Below are 15,855 nucleotides of genomic sequence, written 5' to 3' on the forward strand. Positions count from 1 at the left end.
TGCGAGCCACTGACACAGTAGGGAATCCTCGTCGTTCACGGCGAGGAGGATGTCAACTTTCTCAGTCTCTGCGAAAAAAGCCTGCAATAGAAACTCTTTTCTTTAAAGTCGTTCGATGCTTTTCAATTGCGCAAACAATTGATTAGCACCTCTCACCATTGCCGTCCATGCACTGAAATACTCAAAGGATTCTTCTTTGGCTTTTGTCCATTTCTCAAAGGCTTCGACCAAAAGACTGCGGGCTTTTTGCCCTGCTCTGTCCTGTAAACCCAGAGCTGATGCACTATAAGCCATCGCCACAATATGTTTTAACGTTTGTACTTTTACTTGAGAATTAGCTTCGACAGCACGCTTTTGAATAACGATGTTCATTTCGCTTAATTTATCCAAGAGCTCTTGCCAAATAGGTTCATTCACAAATGCTTCGCTGATGCTGTCCGTGGACTGCTTTTCTTTAACCACGTTTAGTTTTTCACGAATGGTTGTACTGAATTCGTTCCATTCAGCCATCAAATCCAGTGCGTCAGGGCCTTCAATAACGGATTGAATCAAACCGTTTGTGAAAATCTCAGTGTCTCGCATGAGCGCTTGAGGATCGATTCCTTGCATCGTGTCGTCCGTGGTGTGCCAATAAGGACCGTATACACCGGATAAACCGGCCACTTTCATGCTGACGCTGCCACTAGGCGGAACTTCAGAAATATTGGAAAAGACTGAAGGGATGCCCATGCTCATAAACGATTGATCACAGGACCGATTAAAGCGGGTGAAGGCTTCAGTAAAACTTATGCCTTCATGCGCTTTTCTAGCTAGTGCGGCTGTGGAGGCCATGACCGGTGTCTTTCCTAAAATCGTTGAACCCACCGCGCCCAGACAATCACAGTTGAGATTTAGAAAAACTTTCTCATTGAGCCAATTGAAATGCTTATCGTGCCAAGCCGTGCTGCCGGCATAGCGCCCATGACTGTGCCCGGACCAAATGACATAACAGACATCATGTTTGCGGTTTTTGAGCGTGAGAATTTCCTTGGCGCTTGCCACCATTGCGGCGATTCCCGAAGCATTATCCAATGCACCGTCTCCCCAACTGTCAATGTGACCGGTGACGATCGCCGTAAACGCTTCGGAATTTTGCTCATTATGACGGACATGAGCCATCAAAACGGGCGATGTCGTCCAACGGCTATTGATTGCCAATTCAAGAGTTATCCTCATTCCATCTTTTAATGTCAACGCGTCTGAATGCTTTATAGAAGCGTTGGGCATCGTGACATAACGACTTTCGCAGCCTGGTGTCGGACTGCCCCAGACGTCACTAACAATCATGCGATGGATGCGATCCCCAGTATCAAAAAGCACTGCTTTTAAGCCCAGCGCTTGGGCTTTTCTCAAATCATTCAAATTGGCCAAACCGTTAAGAAGAACAATCTCGTCAGAATTGCCCTTCTTTTCATAGCTTTGCCAATCCGAGGCAGAAAGAATACGCAAACGCCCTTGAACAGAAACCGTTCCTTGTCGGGGATTGTTTCCATCAAGAGGTAATGTCATAGCGTTGCCCAGAGCCTTAATGCGTTGACCATCCGCCGTCATGCGAACGTTGTCGACCGTCGAAACAAAAAGCGGAACGCGTTCTATGTTCACTTCTGCTCCGACATTTTTAAAGGCCTCAGCAATGACAATAAAGGCGTTTTCTTCCGATGGATTTGATAATCTCTCACCGGTATTGGCGATGTCTTGCAGTGTTTGCATTAAAAGCGTTTGGTCAAGCATTTAAAGACTCCTTATTTAAGGATTACTTATCAAGCGGCAAGCGACGAAATTCTTCGGTGAATGCCACAAAGTAATCGACAACCGCTTGCATCATGTCCTTGCCCCATTCGGCATTGGCTTTTTGACTGTCAATGCCACCGAAACCGCCCATGGGAATGCCTTTTTTGATGTCACGGACAAGCTTGATATGAGCGTCACCAAACTTCACAGAGCTTAAGTGTGTGAAGTGCAGCTTGTCGCTTAAATCATTGACGGTCGTTTCCGGGCAAGAAGCAATATCAATGAGTTCGGGTTTGATATGCATGATGGCCGATACTTCCTGAGCATCGCCGTGACCGGTGGTCCAGATTTTGTTTAATTCCGGAGCGATGCCCCACCAATCAAGCAATGTGATCAACGCGCCCGTTTCTCTGGCTAATTCAAGACCGGCCTTTTCAATAGCCTGGTCGTTGCCGCCGTGGCCATTGACGACGATAAAACGCCTGGCGCCGTGTTTGGCTAAGTTTTGGAAAACGCCTCGCATGATATTGATCATGGTTTCAAGTCCCATGTCAATGGTGCCCGCAAACGAGGTGTGGTGTGTGGCAACCCCAAAAGGAATCACAGGCGTCACCAAAATGTCGGTGCGCTTTTCCATTTCGGCGGTGATCCATTGCGGAATCAGCCAGTCGGTGCCGAGCGGGCCAATGGGGCCGTGCTGTTCTGTACTGCCGACGGGAATAACAACAACGGTGTTGGGATCCGCGAGTTTTTCCTGGGCTTGACGCCAATTCAAATGAGCTAATTGCATACTGTGCCTCATAACAAAAAGCCCGATGCGACGATCGGGCTTTTATCAAAATTAACCTTTAACGTGTTCCAAGTCAGCGAAGTGACGATCAAGCGTTTCTTGAGAAACAGGCTTGGTCACAAGGCTTACCAAGATGATCACGATCATGGCAAAGAGCCAGGCAACGATCAAGGGGTTAAAACCAAAGGACCAGCTCGTAAACTTCAACGTAATGAGCACGTAGAGGATTTCAGCCGAGATAACACCGACATAAACACCGGCGGTCGTCGTACGCTTCCAGTACATGCCGAGCAAAATCGGAGCCGCCCAAATACCCAAACCGCCGAAAGCAAACAAAACGATTTGGAAAATGGAACCCGGTTTCATCACACCGATGCCGATGGCGATGATACCCAGAACAACGGTGATGACCTTAGACAGCTTCCAGGTTTCTTCGTCTGTTGCATTGCGGTTGAGAATCTTTTGATAGATATCACGCGAAGCGGCAGAAGTGGCCGTGAGCAACAAGGACGAAATCGTGGACATACCGGCAGAGAAAATACCGGCCACCATCAACGAAGAAATGAGCGGAGGCAAACCGCCTTGCAAAATCAAAGGTACAACGAAGTCAGAGTTCTTGCCTTCCAAGCCGGGGAAGGAAATGATACCGGTGACGCCGCACCATTCAATGAAGGAAGCCGAGAACCACATGCCCAATGTACCCAAAATGACGGCCTTAAACATCGTCTTGTGGTCCTTCATCGTGAAGAACTTCGTAAAGAGGTGAGGTTGACCGATCGCAAAGAAGGACCACATCACAATCATGGAAACGTAGTTTTGCCACGGATAGGCATTGTTGTGCCCCGGGAAACTCACATAATTGGTGTCCATAGCGGCCAATTTTTCATTGATCACTTCAAGGCCGCCGCCCAACTTAAGGGAAACGAAAAAGGTCACCACAGCGGTGACAACCATCAAAATACCTTGGATCAAGTCCGTGAGCATCACGGAGCGGATGCCGCCAGCCATGCAGTACAGGATAACGGTAATACCCATCACCACGATACCGACCCATTCATCGCAGCCCGTGTAGGTGGAGAAAATCACACCGCCGCCGATAGTCTGAGCACCCATCATGGAGACAAGGAAAATCAACATGAGCACAGCCAATAAGCCACGGATACCGGTCGAGTCAAAGCGGTCGGCTAGATAATCGGCCATTGTCAGCATCTTGTAGCGATGACCCAATGTGATTAAGCGACGGCCGACAAGCAAAGCCGGAATCAACATGGAAAAGGCAATGCCCGGAACCGAAACGGACATGCCGGCATAACCCACGTGGTAAATGGAGCCTGGCACACCCATGAAGGTCGACATGGAGTACTGAGTAGAAAAATAGGCGACACCAGTGAGGATGGCGCCTGCTTTACCAGACATCGTAAAGAAGTCGGCAAGGTTTTTATTTTGTCTGGAACCATACCAGCCTAAACCGGTCAAAACGACGCAGTATGTAACGATCACGCACAGAAACGGAATCGTCATGCTGGTTGTATCAATAGAAAAATGCATGATGATTATTCCTCTTCATCGAATTCGTGATATTCGGGACGCTTCAGACATGAAGAGGCCCAAAGGGCAATGCACACAATGGTTAAAAGACCGTAAACCAACCAGCCCCAGATGAAGACGGGAACGCCGAAAAAGCCGGGATTGTATTCGGTATCGTAGAAACATGGCAGTGGCAACATGATAAATCCCCAAAGGGCCATGAAAAACCAGAACCATTTTTTCTCGAATTTGTTAGTAAAAGGATGCATAAAAACACTCCTTCAAGAAAAATAACTACCTCAGTTTACTTAAGAATTTTTCAAGATTGATAGTTTGGTTTAGGTGTTAATCTCTATTAAATTCTCCATAGATCAAATGTTGAGATTTTTTTTCATAAAAAACGCGTCCGAATTTTTGCAATCGGACGCGTTGGTTAAGGTGGTGATGGAAGTTATTCGTTTACAATCGCTTTAACTTCAACACCATAGCTGTCATGAGTTGTGGTCTTGATATTCAAGAGCACGGACCAACGACGCAGTGTACCGATGATCACAAAGAGCATCAGCAGCATCACGATGACAGAAAGCGAAGCAAGTAGATACTGACCGGCAGGAATGTATTGGTTAATCACCAACCAGCAGCCAGCCCAGATCGTGATGATGGTCATCAAAATACCGGGGACACCCGTGATCGGGGCATATTTGGTCTTGTTCAGACGAAGAATAACCGTTGTGCCGATCAAAAGCGTCACCGAGGCGAGCAATTGGTTGCAAATACCAAAGAGCGGCCAGATGGAGCTGATATCGCCCGAGTAAACGAGGTAGCCCCAAGAACCCGTAAAGATCACCGAAGTGATGATAATGCCGGGCCACCATTGTTTGTCAGAGAACTTCGGCCAAACCTTGCCCATCATTTCCTGCAGGAAGAAACGACCAACACGGGTGCCGGCGTCCACAGCCGTCAAGATGAACACTGCTTCAAACATAATGGCGAAGTGGTACCAATAGGCCATCAGATTTTCCATAAAGGGAATCTGAGAGAAGATGTGAGCCATGCCAACAGCCAAAGAAACGGAGCCGCCCGGGCGGGCCATCAGGCTTTCCTGGACTTGGGCTTCTAAGTGCGGCAGCTCTTGCACAGCCATGCCAAGCGCGGCAAATTTATCAGCAGGCGCGTTAATGGCGAAGTAGTCGGCAGGGACCAACACGCAAGCGGCAACCAAAGCCATAACAGCTACAAAGCCTTCCATTAACATAGCGCCGTAACCGACAAAGAGTACGTCACGCTCGTTGGAAATCATCTTCGGTGTAGTACCGGTACCGATCGTTGCGTGGAAACCGGACAAAGCACCGCAGGCAATTGTGATGAAAATGAAAGGAATGACCGGACCGCCGACGATCGGACCACCACCCTTGACGAATTCTGTGAATGCGGGCATTTGGAAATGCGGCATCACGAAAACGATACCGATTGCCAAAGCAGCGATGGTACCGATCTTCAAGAACGTGGATAGATAGTCACGCGGCAAGAGCAAGAGCCAAACCGGAAGCACAGAAGCCAAGAAACCGTAAATCGGGATCAAAAGGCTCATAGCCGGTTTGTCAATGTCAAGCCAACCGAAATATTCGGGATGAGAGGCAACCCACGGACCGGACAGAATGCACAAAAAGAGCAAAACTACACCGATTAACGTTGCGCCCTTAACATCACCCTTACGCCAAACTTGCATGTAAAGGCCCATGATGATGGCGATAGGAATGGTTGCAGCGACTGTATAGGTAGACCAAAGCGAATTGTGCATGGCGTTGACCACGGCGATGGAAAGACCGGCCAAGGTCAAAATCAAAATGGCGAGCACGGCCCAAGCGGCCACCAGTCCAGTGGTTTTGTCAATTTCAGTGGTTGCGATGTGAGCTAAGGAGCGGCCACGGTGGCGGACCGAGCAAAAGAGCACAACCATATCGTGGACGCCGCCGGCGAGCACGCAGCCGATCAAAATCCACAATAGTCCCGGCATGTAACCGAATTGCGCGGCAAGCACCGGTCCGAGCAGAGGACCGGCCGCGGCAATGGCGGCAAAGTGGTGCCCAAAGAGCACATACTTGTTTGTGGGGACATAGTCTTGTCCGTCAGAATAACGCATAGCGGGCGTTTGACGGGCTTCATTGACATTGAGAACTTTCTGAGCGATAAACAAACCGTAGAAACGGTAAGCGATCGCAAAAACGCAGAGAGCGGCGAAAACAATTGTTACAGCGTTCACGCCGGTTGACGTATCCATAGGAGCCTCCGTAAAAATGAGTCCGGTCTTAGTCTATCAAGATTGAAGGCTCACACAAACTTTTTCTGTGTTGATTAAAAAGGAAAAATAACAATCTTTGCTTAAAGTCATAAACCTTTGTGACTAAAACAAAAGGCTCTCGGGATGGTCCCTAGAGCCTTCGGATTAGCCTGTAATTATTTAGGCTGTTTTTGTCTCTTCAGCAGAATCGGACTCAACGTTGATTGTTTCACCACTGCCCGGATCTTGATTCTTCGGTCGCTTCAGATAGAGCATGATCACCAAAAGAATCATGACAAAGCCGTGCGCCATCACCACAATGGAGTTGCTCCAGTAGGTGGCCATCAGACCGCCTAAAATTGGGCCGGCGACCGAGCCAATTTGCTGGGCAGCATAACTTAAACCATAAATTCGTCCGCGCTCACTCGGCAGGGTATTTTCGGCAAAAAGCGCGTTAATAGCTGGGAAGATACCCGCAAAGAAAATACCACCGACAAAACGCCAAATGACAAAGGGAGTGATTTCTCCGGGGATTGCCTGCACGACACCAAAAATGCCGCCGCCCAACAAAGCCACATACAACGCCCAACGATAGCCGATATTAGTACCCAACCGTCCCCACATCGGAGCGGCGAAAACGCCCGAAATGCCGACAACCGAGAAGACGATGCCGGAAACCATCACGATGTTGTCCATTGAACCTTGCAATTCAGCAATGTAAAGGGGCAAAACCGGTTGAACCAACATAACGGCAAGCTGAACGACCGCCGCGGCAAAAAGCATGCGCTGAATGACCGGCACTTTGAGAAGCTTCATGGAGCCGCCGCTCTTTTTCTTTTCCACCGTCTTGACCACTTTCTTTTGCTCGCCGCCCTTAATGAAGACGATCAAACCCAAAGCGATCAGACCCAAAGCGGCGCCGGCAAAATAAAACGATGCGCGCATACCGAACACTTCAGCCAGAACGCCCCCGATCAACGGCCCAAAGACGCCGCCCGCGGTCGAGCCGCCTTGCATGAGTCCCAAGCACCACCCCATTTTTTCTCTCGGGGCCGTCGATGTCATGATGGCTAAGCAAGCTGGCCACAGTCCCGCAGAAAAGCCCTGGAAGCTTCGCATGGCAAAAAGCTCCCACGGGGTTTGCACAAAACCGCCCCAAACGTACGAGATGGCTAAACAGGCGGCCGCACGTACGGCCATCGCTTTGTGGCTTTTCTTATCGGAAAGCGCCCCCCAGATTGGGGCCATGATGGCACTGATCAAAAACGAAATAGAAAAAATCAGACCCGACCAAATATTGACGTCGCTTTGCGCGACGCCCAATTCGTCAATCAAGTACATCGGCAGGAAAGGCACGAGCATCGTGTAGCTCGCCGACATAAAAACAGAAGTGATGGTCAAAAACCAGACCAGTGCTTTCCAATAGGGCATTTGATTCCCCAATCCAAAATCTAAAAGCGCATACAAAATAAATTCTCAGCATTTATCTTATGCTGAAAAAAATCAAAAAGTACGGCCTTGAATCAAAGTTAAAGCCCTTTTTAATCCAGCGTTTTCCCTAATTCCAAACAAAAACTCCGACGCTAGGGTCGGAGTTGAAAGGCTTGAAAAACCGCAATTAGGCTTGCGTAGTCTCTTGTTGAGAAGTTGCGCCATGGGCCCGAATAAATTCGGCGATATCGGCCACTTCATCAGGACAAATTTCATGGACCATAGGGTAGTCGAAAAATTCAACCGAAGCGCCTGCCTTATTGAGCACTTCCAGTCCCTTTTTTGCTTGGACAAGAGAGATGACCGGATCTAAAGTGCCGTGAGCCATGAAAACGGGCGTCTGTTTGGCCACATCGCTTAATTCATCGAAACGGGGATGTTTAGGAACATAACCCGATAAAGCAATGACACCGGCCAAGGGTGTAATTTGCGACAAACCCACCAGAATGGCCATCGCAGCCCCTTGTGAAAAGCCGCCTAACCAAATCGGCGAGTCGGGATACTTTTGACGTTCTTCTTCAATTAGGGCGGTAATTGTTTCGGCCGCTTGATTCATGCCATTGATGTCTTCTTTTGTCTCTTCTTCGAATGTCTCATCGAAAAGGTCGTACCAGCCGTTCATTTTCATGTTGTAGGCCGTAATATCGCGCAAAGGGGCAGAGGGCAGAACCATCCGAACGTTATTGAGTTCGCCGAATTGAGAAAGTTCCTTTTGAAAAGATTCAAAATCAGAGCCGTCCACACCCAAGCCGTGCAGCCAAATCAAAGTGATCGGCTTTTGAGTTTGGTCGAGCGGTTCCTGAAAAATGGTATCCATGCTTAAGGTCAAACAATTAGTGATGGGCCGCTATTGTATGAGAAATTCAAAAAAACTTCACAAAAATAGCCTGTTTGAAGTGTAAATTTAAATTCTGAAAAAGGGAAAAAAATTTAAAGGGAGCTAATGGATTATGCTTAAAGTTCTTTTTGTCTGCGCGGGCAACATTTGCCGATCCCCCACGGCGGAGGCTGTCTTTAGAAAGTTGGTGGATCGGGCGGGCCTGACTGAAGAATTTGAAATCGACTCGGCTGGCACTGAAAGTTTTCATGTGGGCGAAGGCGCCGATCGCAGAGCTATTGAATGCGCCACGGCCAGAGGCTATGACTTGTCCAAACACATTGCCCGTCAAATTTCTGCTTCTGACTTTGAGCGCTATGACCGGATATTGGCCATGGACTGGAACAATATCAATGAACTTAAACGAATGGCGCCTGCAGCCTACAGTCAAAAACCCGAACTTTTGATGCGCTACAGCACAAGCTATGACGTCTCCATTGTGCCTGATCCTTACTACGGGAATTCAGACGGATTTAAAAAAGTACTCCTTTATTGTGAGGATGCCTGTCACGGACTTTTGTCCACATTGGTTAATCAAAACGGACTTCATGCGAAAACCTTGTAATCAATACAATCTTTAGTCTGTAATGATTACAGACATTTTGCGCTTTGAAACAGTTTTTGAATTGACTCATTTATCCTTTTATTAACAATAGGATAAGTGAGTTTTTTATGCTGATTTTTGAGAATTTTCTCATAATTTATCTTGCGTTTAAAAAGTGAAGTCAGTAATATCTACTTTCGTTTGAAAAAGCAGGGGTTATCCCTAGCTTGAAGAGGTCTTTTTTCAGACTTGTCTATATATAGATAGGCGTTGATTCGTTAAGGAGCTCAAATTGAGAAAACCTGTTTACTTGGACTACGGTGCCACGACTCCGGTTGATCCCCGTGTTGTAGAAAAGATGATTCCCTGGCTCTACGAGCGTTTCGGCAATGCGGCCAGCAATTCTCATCCGTACGGACTGGAAGCCCGCGAGGCTGTCGAAGAAGCCCGTTCTCAGGTCGCTCAGATGATCAACGCCGATCCGCGCGAAATTGTTTGGACATCCGGGGCTACCGAGTCGGACAACTTGGCGCTCAAAGGTATAGCTCACTTTTATAAAGACCGCGGCAAGCATCTCATCACGGTGAAGACCGAACACAAGGCCGTTTTGGACAGCATGCGTCATTTGGAAACGGAAGGCTTTGATGTGACCTACATGGACGTTTTGCCCAATGGTCTTTTGGATTTGGATGCACTGAAAGCGGCCATGCGTGATGACACCATTTTGGTTTCCGTCATGGCTGTCAACAATGAAATCGGTGTTATCCAAGATATCAATGCCATCGGTCAAATGTGCCGTGAACGTGGCATTTTCTTCCACGTTGATGCCACTCAGGCCATTGGTAAACTGCACTTTGATATGACCAAGGATCCGATTGATCTGATGAGTATGTCGGGTCACAAGGTCTATGGTCCTAAGGGAATCGGCGCGCTTTATGTCCGACGCAAACCTCGCGTTCGTCTTGAAGCACAAATTCACGGCGGCGGTCATGAACGCGGAATGCGTTCCGGTACCTTGGCCACGCACCAAATCGTGGGTATGGGTGAAGCTTATCGTTTGGCCCGCCTTGAAATGGATGAAGAAAACGCTCGCTTTAAGAAGTTGCGTGACAAGCTTTGGGCCGGTATTCAAGAAATTCCGGATGTATATCTGAATGGTGACTGGGAACACCGTGTCTCCACCAACCTCAATGTGAGTTTTGCCTTTATCGAAGGCGAAAGCCTCATGTTGGCACTCAAAGATGTGGCGGTGTCTTCGGGCTCGGCCTGCACGTCAGCCAGTCTTGAACCGTCTTTTGTTTTGCGTGCCTTGGGCCGCGATGATGAGCTCGCTCACAGCTCCATCCGCTTCACTTTGGGTCGCTTTACCACGGAAGAAGAAATCGACTTTGTGGTGGCGCAATTAAAGGAAAAAGTGGCCAAGCTTCGTGAAATGTCCCCGTTGTGGGAAATGCACCAAGAGGGTGTGGATCTCAACCAAGTGAAGTGGTCTGAACACTAAAAATCAGAAAGAGGATAGGACAGATGCAATACAGTGACAAAGTGATGGATCACTACGAGCATCCCCGCAATGTGGGCACGCTCGATAAGAACGAAAAGGATGTCGGCACCGGCATGGTGGGGGCTCCCGCCTGCGGCGATGTGATGCGCTTGCAGATCAAAGTCAATCCTGAAGGCATTATCGAAGACGCTAAATTTAAAACCTATGGCTGCGGTTCAGCCATCGCTTCGAGCTCTTTGGTGACCGAGTGGGTGAAGGGCAAGTCTCTTGATGAAGCCATGCAGTTATCCAACGAGCAGATTGCCGAAGAATTGGCTTTGCCGCCGGTGAAGATTCACTGCTCGATTTTGGCTGAAGATGCGATCAAGGCCGCGATTGCCGATTACCGTCAAAAACAAGGAAAGTAAGATGGCTGTGACATTGACAGAAAACGCCGCTCGCCACGTCAACGCTTATTTAACAAAGCGCGGCAAGGGCATAGGTTTGCGCCTTGGGGTGAAGACATCGGGCTGCTCCGGCATGGCCTACAAGCTTGAATTCGCCGACGCGATCGAAGAAGATGACCAAGTATGGGAATCTTTCGGAGTGAAGGTTGTGGTCGATGCAAAGAGCTTGCCCTACATTGACGGCACCGAACTTGACTATACCCGCGAAGGCCTCAATGAAGGGTTCAAATTCCACAATCCCAACGAGAAAAGTCACTGCGGTTGCGGTGAGTCTTTTCAGGTGTGATTGAGCGCCTCATGGGTCAAAAAGATTATTTTTCCCTTTTAAATCAACCGCAGACTTTTGCGGTTGATTTGTCGTCTTTGGAGGCGGTGAAAAACGTTTTGCTTCAGCGCCTGCATCCTGATCGTTTTGTGACGGCCAGCGCGCTTGAAAAGCGCATCGCCCAACAGATGAGCGTACAGGTTAACGAAGCGTACCGCACACTTGCCGATGATCTTTTGCGAGCGCAGTATCTGTGTAAACTCAAGGGCTTTGATGTCAATGAGCATCGTCCGATGCCTGCTGATTTTCTGATGCTTCAGATGCAGTGGCACGAGGCGCTGGAAGCGTGTGAGCAAACGGGCGATGAGGGCGCGCGTCAAAGGCTTTTTGAAGAGGTTAAAGAGCACCAGCGTCTACTGATTGCTTCTCTGCGCAAGGCTTTTGATACCGATCATGACGATAAGGCCGCTTTTGAAGCGACGCGTGAGTTGATGTTTGTTAATAAACTCATCACACAAATTCAACACTAGGATTTTTTCATGGCTTTATTGCAAATTGCCGAGCCGGGTATGTCGGCTGATCCGCATCAGCATCGTTTGGCTGTCGGCATTGATTTGGGAACAACCAATTCGTTGGTGGCGACGGTGAAAAGCGCCGAGACAGTGGTGCTTGCCGATCATGAAGGCAGAAAGTTATTGCCGTCTGTTGTCAGGTACTTGTCAGACGGTACAACCGTCGTCGGACATGAGGCGCGTTTAGCGATCAGTGAAGATTCCCAAAATACGATAGCCAGCGTCAAGCGTTTTATGGGACGCTCGAGCGCAGAGATTAAGGAGGCGTCAAGCCTTCCGTACCGTTTTGCCGAGTCCGATGGCATGCTGCGTGTTCAGACCGTGGCAGGCGAGAAAAGTCCGGTGGAAATTTCCGCAGAAATTTTAAAAGTCTTAAAGGACCGCGCCGAAGAGGCGTTGGGTGGAGAATTGGTCGGCGCGGTGATCACGGTTCCTGCCTATTTTGATGATGCCCAGCGTCAGGCCACAAAGGATGCGGCAAGACTTGCCGGTCTTAATGTGTTGCGGCTTCTCAATGAACCGACTTCGGCGGCTTTGGCCTATGGGCTCGATGAAGGAGCCGAGGGTCTTTATGTCATCTATGACTTGGGCGGAGGCACCTTCGATGTGTCTGTGCTTCGTTTGACTAAAGGCGTTTTTGAGGTCCTTGCCACGGGCGGCGATTCCGCTTTAGGCGGCGATGATTTTGATCACAGAATTTTCTGCTGGGTGCTGCAAGAAGCCGAAGTCACTGAAATTCTTTCCCCGGAAGACAAAAGCCTGATTATGGTGGCAGCCCGCGCAGCCAAGGAAGCTTTAAGCCTCAGTGATAAGGCGGCTATCAACGTCACGCTTTCATCTGGTAAAAAAATTGATCTCACGATCACGAGCGAGATATTTAAAGGCCTAACCTGCCGCTTGGTTAAAAAGACAATTGATACGCTTGATGCGGTAATGCGTGATGCCAAGCTTGATCGAAAAGACATTCAGGGGCTCGTTTTGGTGGGCGGCTCCACCCGTATGCCGGTGATTCGTGAAGCGGTTAAGGATTATTTGGGTTTTGAGCCGCTCGATAACATCAATCCGGATGAAGTGGTCGCGGTGGGTGCGGCTAAACAGGCTAACCTTTTAGCCGGTAATACGGCCGGAGACGATTGGCTTTTACTCGATGTCACACCGCTGTCTTTGGGGTTGGAAACCATGGGTGGCTTGGTTGAAAAAATCATTCCGAGAAACACGCCAATTCCGGTTGCGATGGCTCAGGATTTCACCACCTTTAAAGATGGTCAGACAGCCATGGCCATCCACGTGGTGCAAGGTGAACGTGAAATTGTGGATGCATGCCGCAGCTTGGCTCGTTTTGAACTTCGAGGACTGCCGGCTTTGGTGGCGGGGGCCGCCAGAATTCGTGTGACCTTCAGCGTTGATGCCGATGGTCTTTTGTCGGTTTCTGCCCGAGAAACGCAAACGGGTGTTGAAGCCCATGTGACCGTCAAGCCCTCTTACGGTCTAAGCGATGAAGAAATCATGCGCATGCTCAAAGACGGCACGGGTAACGCCGAAGAGGATATGCGTGAAAGAGCGTTGCGCGAAGAGGAAGTGGAGTCTCGCCGCTTGATTGAATCCACGGTGGGCGCTTTGGCATCGGACGCGGATCTTTTAACCAAGGAAGAAGAAAACCATATCCGAGATCTGATCACGCGTTTATTGAAAGCGGTTGAAGCTCACGAATTGGAAACCATTAAGACGCTTGAAAAGGAACTGACGCAGGCGACTGAAAGCTTTGCTGAACGCCGTATGGACCGAGCGATTGCTCAGGCGCTATCCGGCAAGAGCGTTGAAGATATTGAAGGAAAATAGACTATGCCCAAGATTACCGTTTTGCCTCACGCAAGCGTTTGTCCCGAAGGAAAGACTTTTGAAGTCAAGTCCGGCGTTAAATTAGCGCGAGCTTTACTTGCCAATGGCGTGGGCATTGAGCATGCCTGTGAATTTTCCGGAGCCTGTTCAACGTGTCACGTTATTGTCCGAGAAGGCTTTGATTCCTTAAATGAACCCGAAGATGAAGAGTTGGACATGCTCGATCAAGCATGGGGCGTGACGGATTTATCCCGATTGTCTTGCCAGGCCGTGGTGGGTGATGAGGATCTTGTGATTGAAATTCCCAAGTACAGCCGCAATCACGCCAAGGAGCACTAATTATGCGCTGGACTGATACTCAACAGATTGCCGAAGCGCTCTATGATGAGCATCCCGATGTCAATCCGTTGAAGCTGCGGTTTACGGAGTTGCACGCCATGGTGCTTGAGCTGGATGGTTTTGACGATGATCCTGAGAAAAGCAACGAGGCAATTTTGGAAGCGATTTTGCAAGCTTGGCTCGATGAGCTCTAAAGAGATTGACCATGCGCTTTGACGCCATCACGCTGTTTGAACCGATGTTTGATGCTGTAACTCAAAATGGCATCACGTCTCGGGCTATGCAAAGAGGACTTTGGTCGCTCAACACTTGGAATCCACGAGAAGAGACCGAAGACAATCACCGAACGATTGATGATCGGCCTTTTGGCGGCGGACCGGGCATGGTGATGATGGCTGAGCCTTTGGCTAGAACGCTTAAACGAATCAGACGTTCAGGTAACCGCGGTCGGGTGATCAGTTTTGCTCCCAACGGTACGAGGCTTACCGATGAGACGGTGAGGCGTTGGGTGGCCGATAACGAAGACATGGTTTTGATCTGCGGTCGATATGAAGGCATCGATCAGCGCTTTTTGGATCATTATGTTGATGAAACGGTGAGTGTGGGCGATTTTGTTCTCTCAGGCGGAGAACTGGCTGCAATGATTTTGATTGATGCGGTGGTTCGTCAGTTGCCGGGGGCCATCAAAGAACTCTCGACTTTGGATGAATCCTTTTCAACCGGTCTTTTGGATGCGCCGCACTACACAAGACCCGAGGTTTGGGAAGGGGAGACGGTGCCGGAAGTGCTTTTAACAGGGCACCATGCCAATATTGCCAAATGGACTCGAGAAAAAGCGCTGGAAATCACCTTGAGGAGCCGCCCGGATTTAATTGAGAAAGCCAGGTCTTGCGGGAAACTTACCAAGGCCGATTTGCTTTGGCTCAAAAAGAACGCCTAGTTGGTTTGATACAGGGGCGGACAATCGCAGAGAATCTACCCCAATGATTGAATCAACTTCTTGATGCAAAAAGGAAAAGATTGCTATACAATAACGATCTTTCTGTTCGGTTGAACAGGAAGTATTTTGTTTAATTAAAACCCATCCTATCGGTGACGACGATGCGCGGACATTGGATCCGATCGCAGGTCACATGATGATGGTTTTGGAGAAAAAAATGAATCTTATCCAAACGTTGGAACAAGAAGAAATCGCCCGCGTGACCGCTGGCAAGACCTATCCTGAATTCGCTGCCGGTGACACGGTTGTCGTGAACGTGAACGTTGTTGAAGGTTCCCGCAAGCGCGTCCAAGCTTACGAAGGTGTTGTGATCGCTCGCCGCAACCGCGGTTTGAACTCCTCCTTTATCGTTCGTAAGATCTCCAGCGGTGAAGGTGTTGAACGCACGTTCCAACTCTACGCTCCGACGATCGCCAGCATCGAAGTGAAGCGCCGCGGTGATGTTCGCCGTGCCAAGCTCTACTACTTGCGTGATCGCGCCGGTAAGGCTGCCCGTATTAAGGAAAAGCTCTCGAAGTAATTCGAGTCTGATCCGAAAATACAGCACCTGCTGTTTAGACTTCGCAAACGGTTGGCAAAAGCCAACCGTTTTTGTTTTAGCAAGAACAAAAAA

At 49.0% G+C, this 15,855-nt stretch carries 17 protein-coding genes; 10 read left to right on the forward strand and 7 right to left on the reverse strand.

The window, feature by feature from the left end; genetic code table 11:
• Positions 1-102 precede the first annotated feature (102 nt).
• From M3080_RS04030 to M3080_RS04060, 7 genes are all read right to left on the reverse strand, one after another.
• The gene (locus tag M3080_RS04030) at positions 103-1,770 is read right to left on the reverse strand and encodes a M28 family metallopeptidase (RefSeq protein ID WP_249092009.1); all 1,668 of its coding nucleotides are present in this window, start codon (positions 1,768-1,770) and stop codon (positions 103-105) included.
• A 22-nt stretch (positions 1,771-1,792) separates the two neighbouring features.
• Complete coding sequence (locus tag M3080_RS04035; protein WP_249092010.1) at positions 1,793-2,560, reverse strand: creatininase family protein; 768 nt, start codon at positions 2,558-2,560, stop codon at positions 1,793-1,795.
• 51 nt (positions 2,561-2,611) lie between these two features.
• The gene (locus M3080_RS04040) at positions 2,612-4,108 is read right to left on the reverse strand and encodes a sodium:solute symporter family protein (protein ID WP_249092011.1); all 1,497 of its coding nucleotides are present in this window, start codon (positions 4,106-4,108) and stop codon (positions 2,612-2,614) included.
• A 5-nt stretch (positions 4,109-4,113) separates the two neighbouring features.
• The gene (locus M3080_RS04045) at positions 4,114-4,356 is read right to left on the reverse strand and encodes a hypothetical protein (protein WP_022473428.1); all 243 of its coding nucleotides are present in this window, start codon (positions 4,354-4,356) and stop codon (positions 4,114-4,116) included.
• Between the two features lie 182 nt (positions 4,357-4,538).
• Entirely contained in the window at positions 4,539-6,368 is a 1,830-nt protein-coding gene (locus M3080_RS04050; protein ID WP_022473429.1) for a carbon starvation CstA family protein, read from the reverse strand.
• A 180-nt stretch (positions 6,369-6,548) separates the two neighbouring features.
• The gene (locus M3080_RS04055; protein WP_249092012.1) at positions 6,549-7,799 is read right to left on the reverse strand and encodes an MFS transporter; all 1,251 of its coding nucleotides are present in this window, start codon (positions 7,797-7,799) and stop codon (positions 6,549-6,551) included.
• 187 nt (positions 7,800-7,986) lie between these two features.
• Complete coding sequence (locus tag M3080_RS04060) at positions 7,987-8,676, reverse strand: alpha/beta hydrolase (RefSeq protein ID WP_249092013.1); 690 nt, start codon at positions 8,674-8,676, stop codon at positions 7,987-7,989.
• A gap of 130 nt (positions 8,677-8,806) precedes the next feature.
• Here M3080_RS04060 and M3080_RS04065 point away from each other — a divergent pair, with 130 nt between their 5' ends.
• The 10 genes from M3080_RS04065 to rplS all read left to right on the forward strand — a co-directional run bounded on the left by M3080_RS04065 (position 8,807) and on the right by rplS (position 15,762).
• Entirely contained in the window at positions 8,807-9,301 is a 495-nt protein-coding gene (locus M3080_RS04065) for a low molecular weight protein-tyrosine-phosphatase (RefSeq protein WP_249092185.1), read from the forward strand.
• Between the two features lie 271 nt (positions 9,302-9,572).
• Positions 9,573-10,781: an IscS subfamily cysteine desulfurase gene (locus tag M3080_RS04070; protein ID WP_249092014.1), complete on the forward strand. Its 1,209-nt coding sequence runs from the start codon at positions 9,573-9,575 to the stop codon at positions 10,779-10,781.
• A gap of 23 nt (positions 10,782-10,804) precedes the next feature.
• Positions 10,805-11,188, forward strand: coding sequence for a Fe-S cluster assembly scaffold IscU (gene iscU, locus M3080_RS04075; protein ID WP_022473434.1), 384 nt, complete (start codon positions 10,805-10,807; stop codon positions 11,186-11,188).
• A gap of 1 nt (position 11,189) precedes the next feature.
• Entirely contained in the window at positions 11,190-11,513 is a 324-nt protein-coding gene (iscA, locus tag M3080_RS04080; protein WP_022473435.1) for an iron-sulfur cluster assembly protein IscA, read from the forward strand.
• An 11-nt stretch (positions 11,514-11,524) separates the two neighbouring features.
• The gene (gene hscB / locus M3080_RS04085; protein ID WP_249092015.1) at positions 11,525-12,022 is read left to right on the forward strand and encodes a Fe-S protein assembly co-chaperone HscB; all 498 of its coding nucleotides are present in this window, start codon (positions 11,525-11,527) and stop codon (positions 12,020-12,022) included.
• Positions 12,023-12,031: 9 nt separating this feature from the next.
• Positions 12,032-13,903, forward strand: coding sequence for a Fe-S protein assembly chaperone HscA (hscA, locus tag M3080_RS04090; RefSeq protein ID WP_249092016.1), 1,872 nt, complete (start codon positions 12,032-12,034; stop codon positions 13,901-13,903).
• Between the two features lie 3 nt (positions 13,904-13,906).
• Complete coding sequence (fdx, locus tag M3080_RS04095) at positions 13,907-14,242, forward strand: ISC system 2Fe-2S type ferredoxin (RefSeq protein ID WP_022472164.1); 336 nt, start codon at positions 13,907-13,909, stop codon at positions 14,240-14,242.
• Positions 14,243-14,244: 2 nt separating this feature from the next.
• On the forward strand, positions 14,245-14,436 hold the full coding sequence (gene iscX / locus M3080_RS04100) for a Fe-S cluster assembly protein IscX (RefSeq protein WP_022472163.1): 192 nt from the start codon (positions 14,245-14,247) through the stop codon (positions 14,434-14,436).
• 11 nt (positions 14,437-14,447) lie between these two features.
• Positions 14,448-15,182 carry a tRNA (guanosine(37)-N1)-methyltransferase TrmD gene (gene trmD / locus M3080_RS04105; protein ID WP_249092017.1) on the forward strand — a complete coding sequence of 245 codons (735 nt, stop codon included), beginning with the start codon at positions 14,448-14,450 and terminating at the stop codon, positions 15,180-15,182.
• Positions 15,183-15,399: 217 nt separating this feature from the next.
• Positions 15,400-15,762 carry a 50S ribosomal protein L19 gene (gene rplS, locus M3080_RS04110; protein WP_249092018.1) on the forward strand — a complete coding sequence of 121 codons (363 nt, stop codon included), beginning with the start codon at positions 15,400-15,402 and terminating at the stop codon, positions 15,760-15,762.
• Positions 15,763-15,855: the final 93 nt, after the last annotated feature.

Origin of the sequence: Parasutterella secunda (assembly GCF_023336895.1) — a bacterium.
In the GTDB taxonomy this organism is placed as follows: Bacteria; Pseudomonadota; Gammaproteobacteria; order Burkholderiales; family Burkholderiaceae_F; genus Aphodousia; species Aphodousia faecalis.

Bases quoted from the DNA above. Each gene is read 5' to 3' on its own strand.
- M3080_RS04030 (WP_249092009.1), bottom strand. From the start codon at position 1,770: ATGCTTGACCAAACGCTTTTAATGCAAACACTGCAAGACATCGCCAAT.
- M3080_RS04035 (WP_249092010.1), bottom strand. From the start codon at position 2,560: ATGCAATTAGCTCATTTGAATTGGCGTCAAGCCCAGGAAAAACTCGCG.
- M3080_RS04040 (WP_249092011.1), bottom strand. From the start codon at position 4,108: ATGCATTTTTCTATTGATACAACCAGCATGACGATTCCGTTTCTGTGC.
- M3080_RS04045 (WP_022473428.1), bottom strand. From the start codon at position 4,356: ATGCATCCTTTTACTAACAAATTCGAGAAAAAATGGTTCTGGTTTTTC.
- M3080_RS04050 (WP_022473429.1), bottom strand. From the start codon at position 6,368: ATGGATACGTCAACCGGCGTGAACGCTGTAACAATTGTTTTCGCCGCT.
- M3080_RS04055 (WP_249092012.1), bottom strand. From the start codon at position 7,799: ATGCCCTATTGGAAAGCACTGGTCTGGTTTTTGACCATCACTTCTGTT.
- M3080_RS04060 (WP_249092013.1), bottom strand. From the start codon at position 8,676: ATGGATACCATTTTTCAGGAACCGCTCGACCAAACTCAAAAGCCGATC.
- iscU (WP_022473434.1), top strand. From the start codon at position 10,805: ATGCAATACAGTGACAAAGTGATGGATCACTACGAGCATCCCCGCAAT.
- iscA (WP_022473435.1), top strand. From the start codon at position 11,190: ATGGCTGTGACATTGACAGAAAACGCCGCTCGCCACGTCAACGCTTAT.
- hscB (WP_249092015.1), top strand. From the start codon at position 11,525: ATGGGTCAAAAAGATTATTTTTCCCTTTTAAATCAACCGCAGACTTTT.
- hscA (WP_249092016.1), top strand. From the start codon at position 12,032: ATGGCTTTATTGCAAATTGCCGAGCCGGGTATGTCGGCTGATCCGCAT.
- fdx (WP_022472164.1), top strand. From the start codon at position 13,907: ATGCCCAAGATTACCGTTTTGCCTCACGCAAGCGTTTGTCCCGAAGGA.
- iscX (WP_022472163.1), top strand. From the start codon at position 14,245: ATGCGCTGGACTGATACTCAACAGATTGCCGAAGCGCTCTATGATGAG.
- trmD (WP_249092017.1), top strand. From the start codon at position 14,448: ATGCGCTTTGACGCCATCACGCTGTTTGAACCGATGTTTGATGCTGTA.
- rplS (WP_249092018.1), top strand. From the start codon at position 15,400: ATGAATCTTATCCAAACGTTGGAACAAGAAGAAATCGCCCGCGTGACC.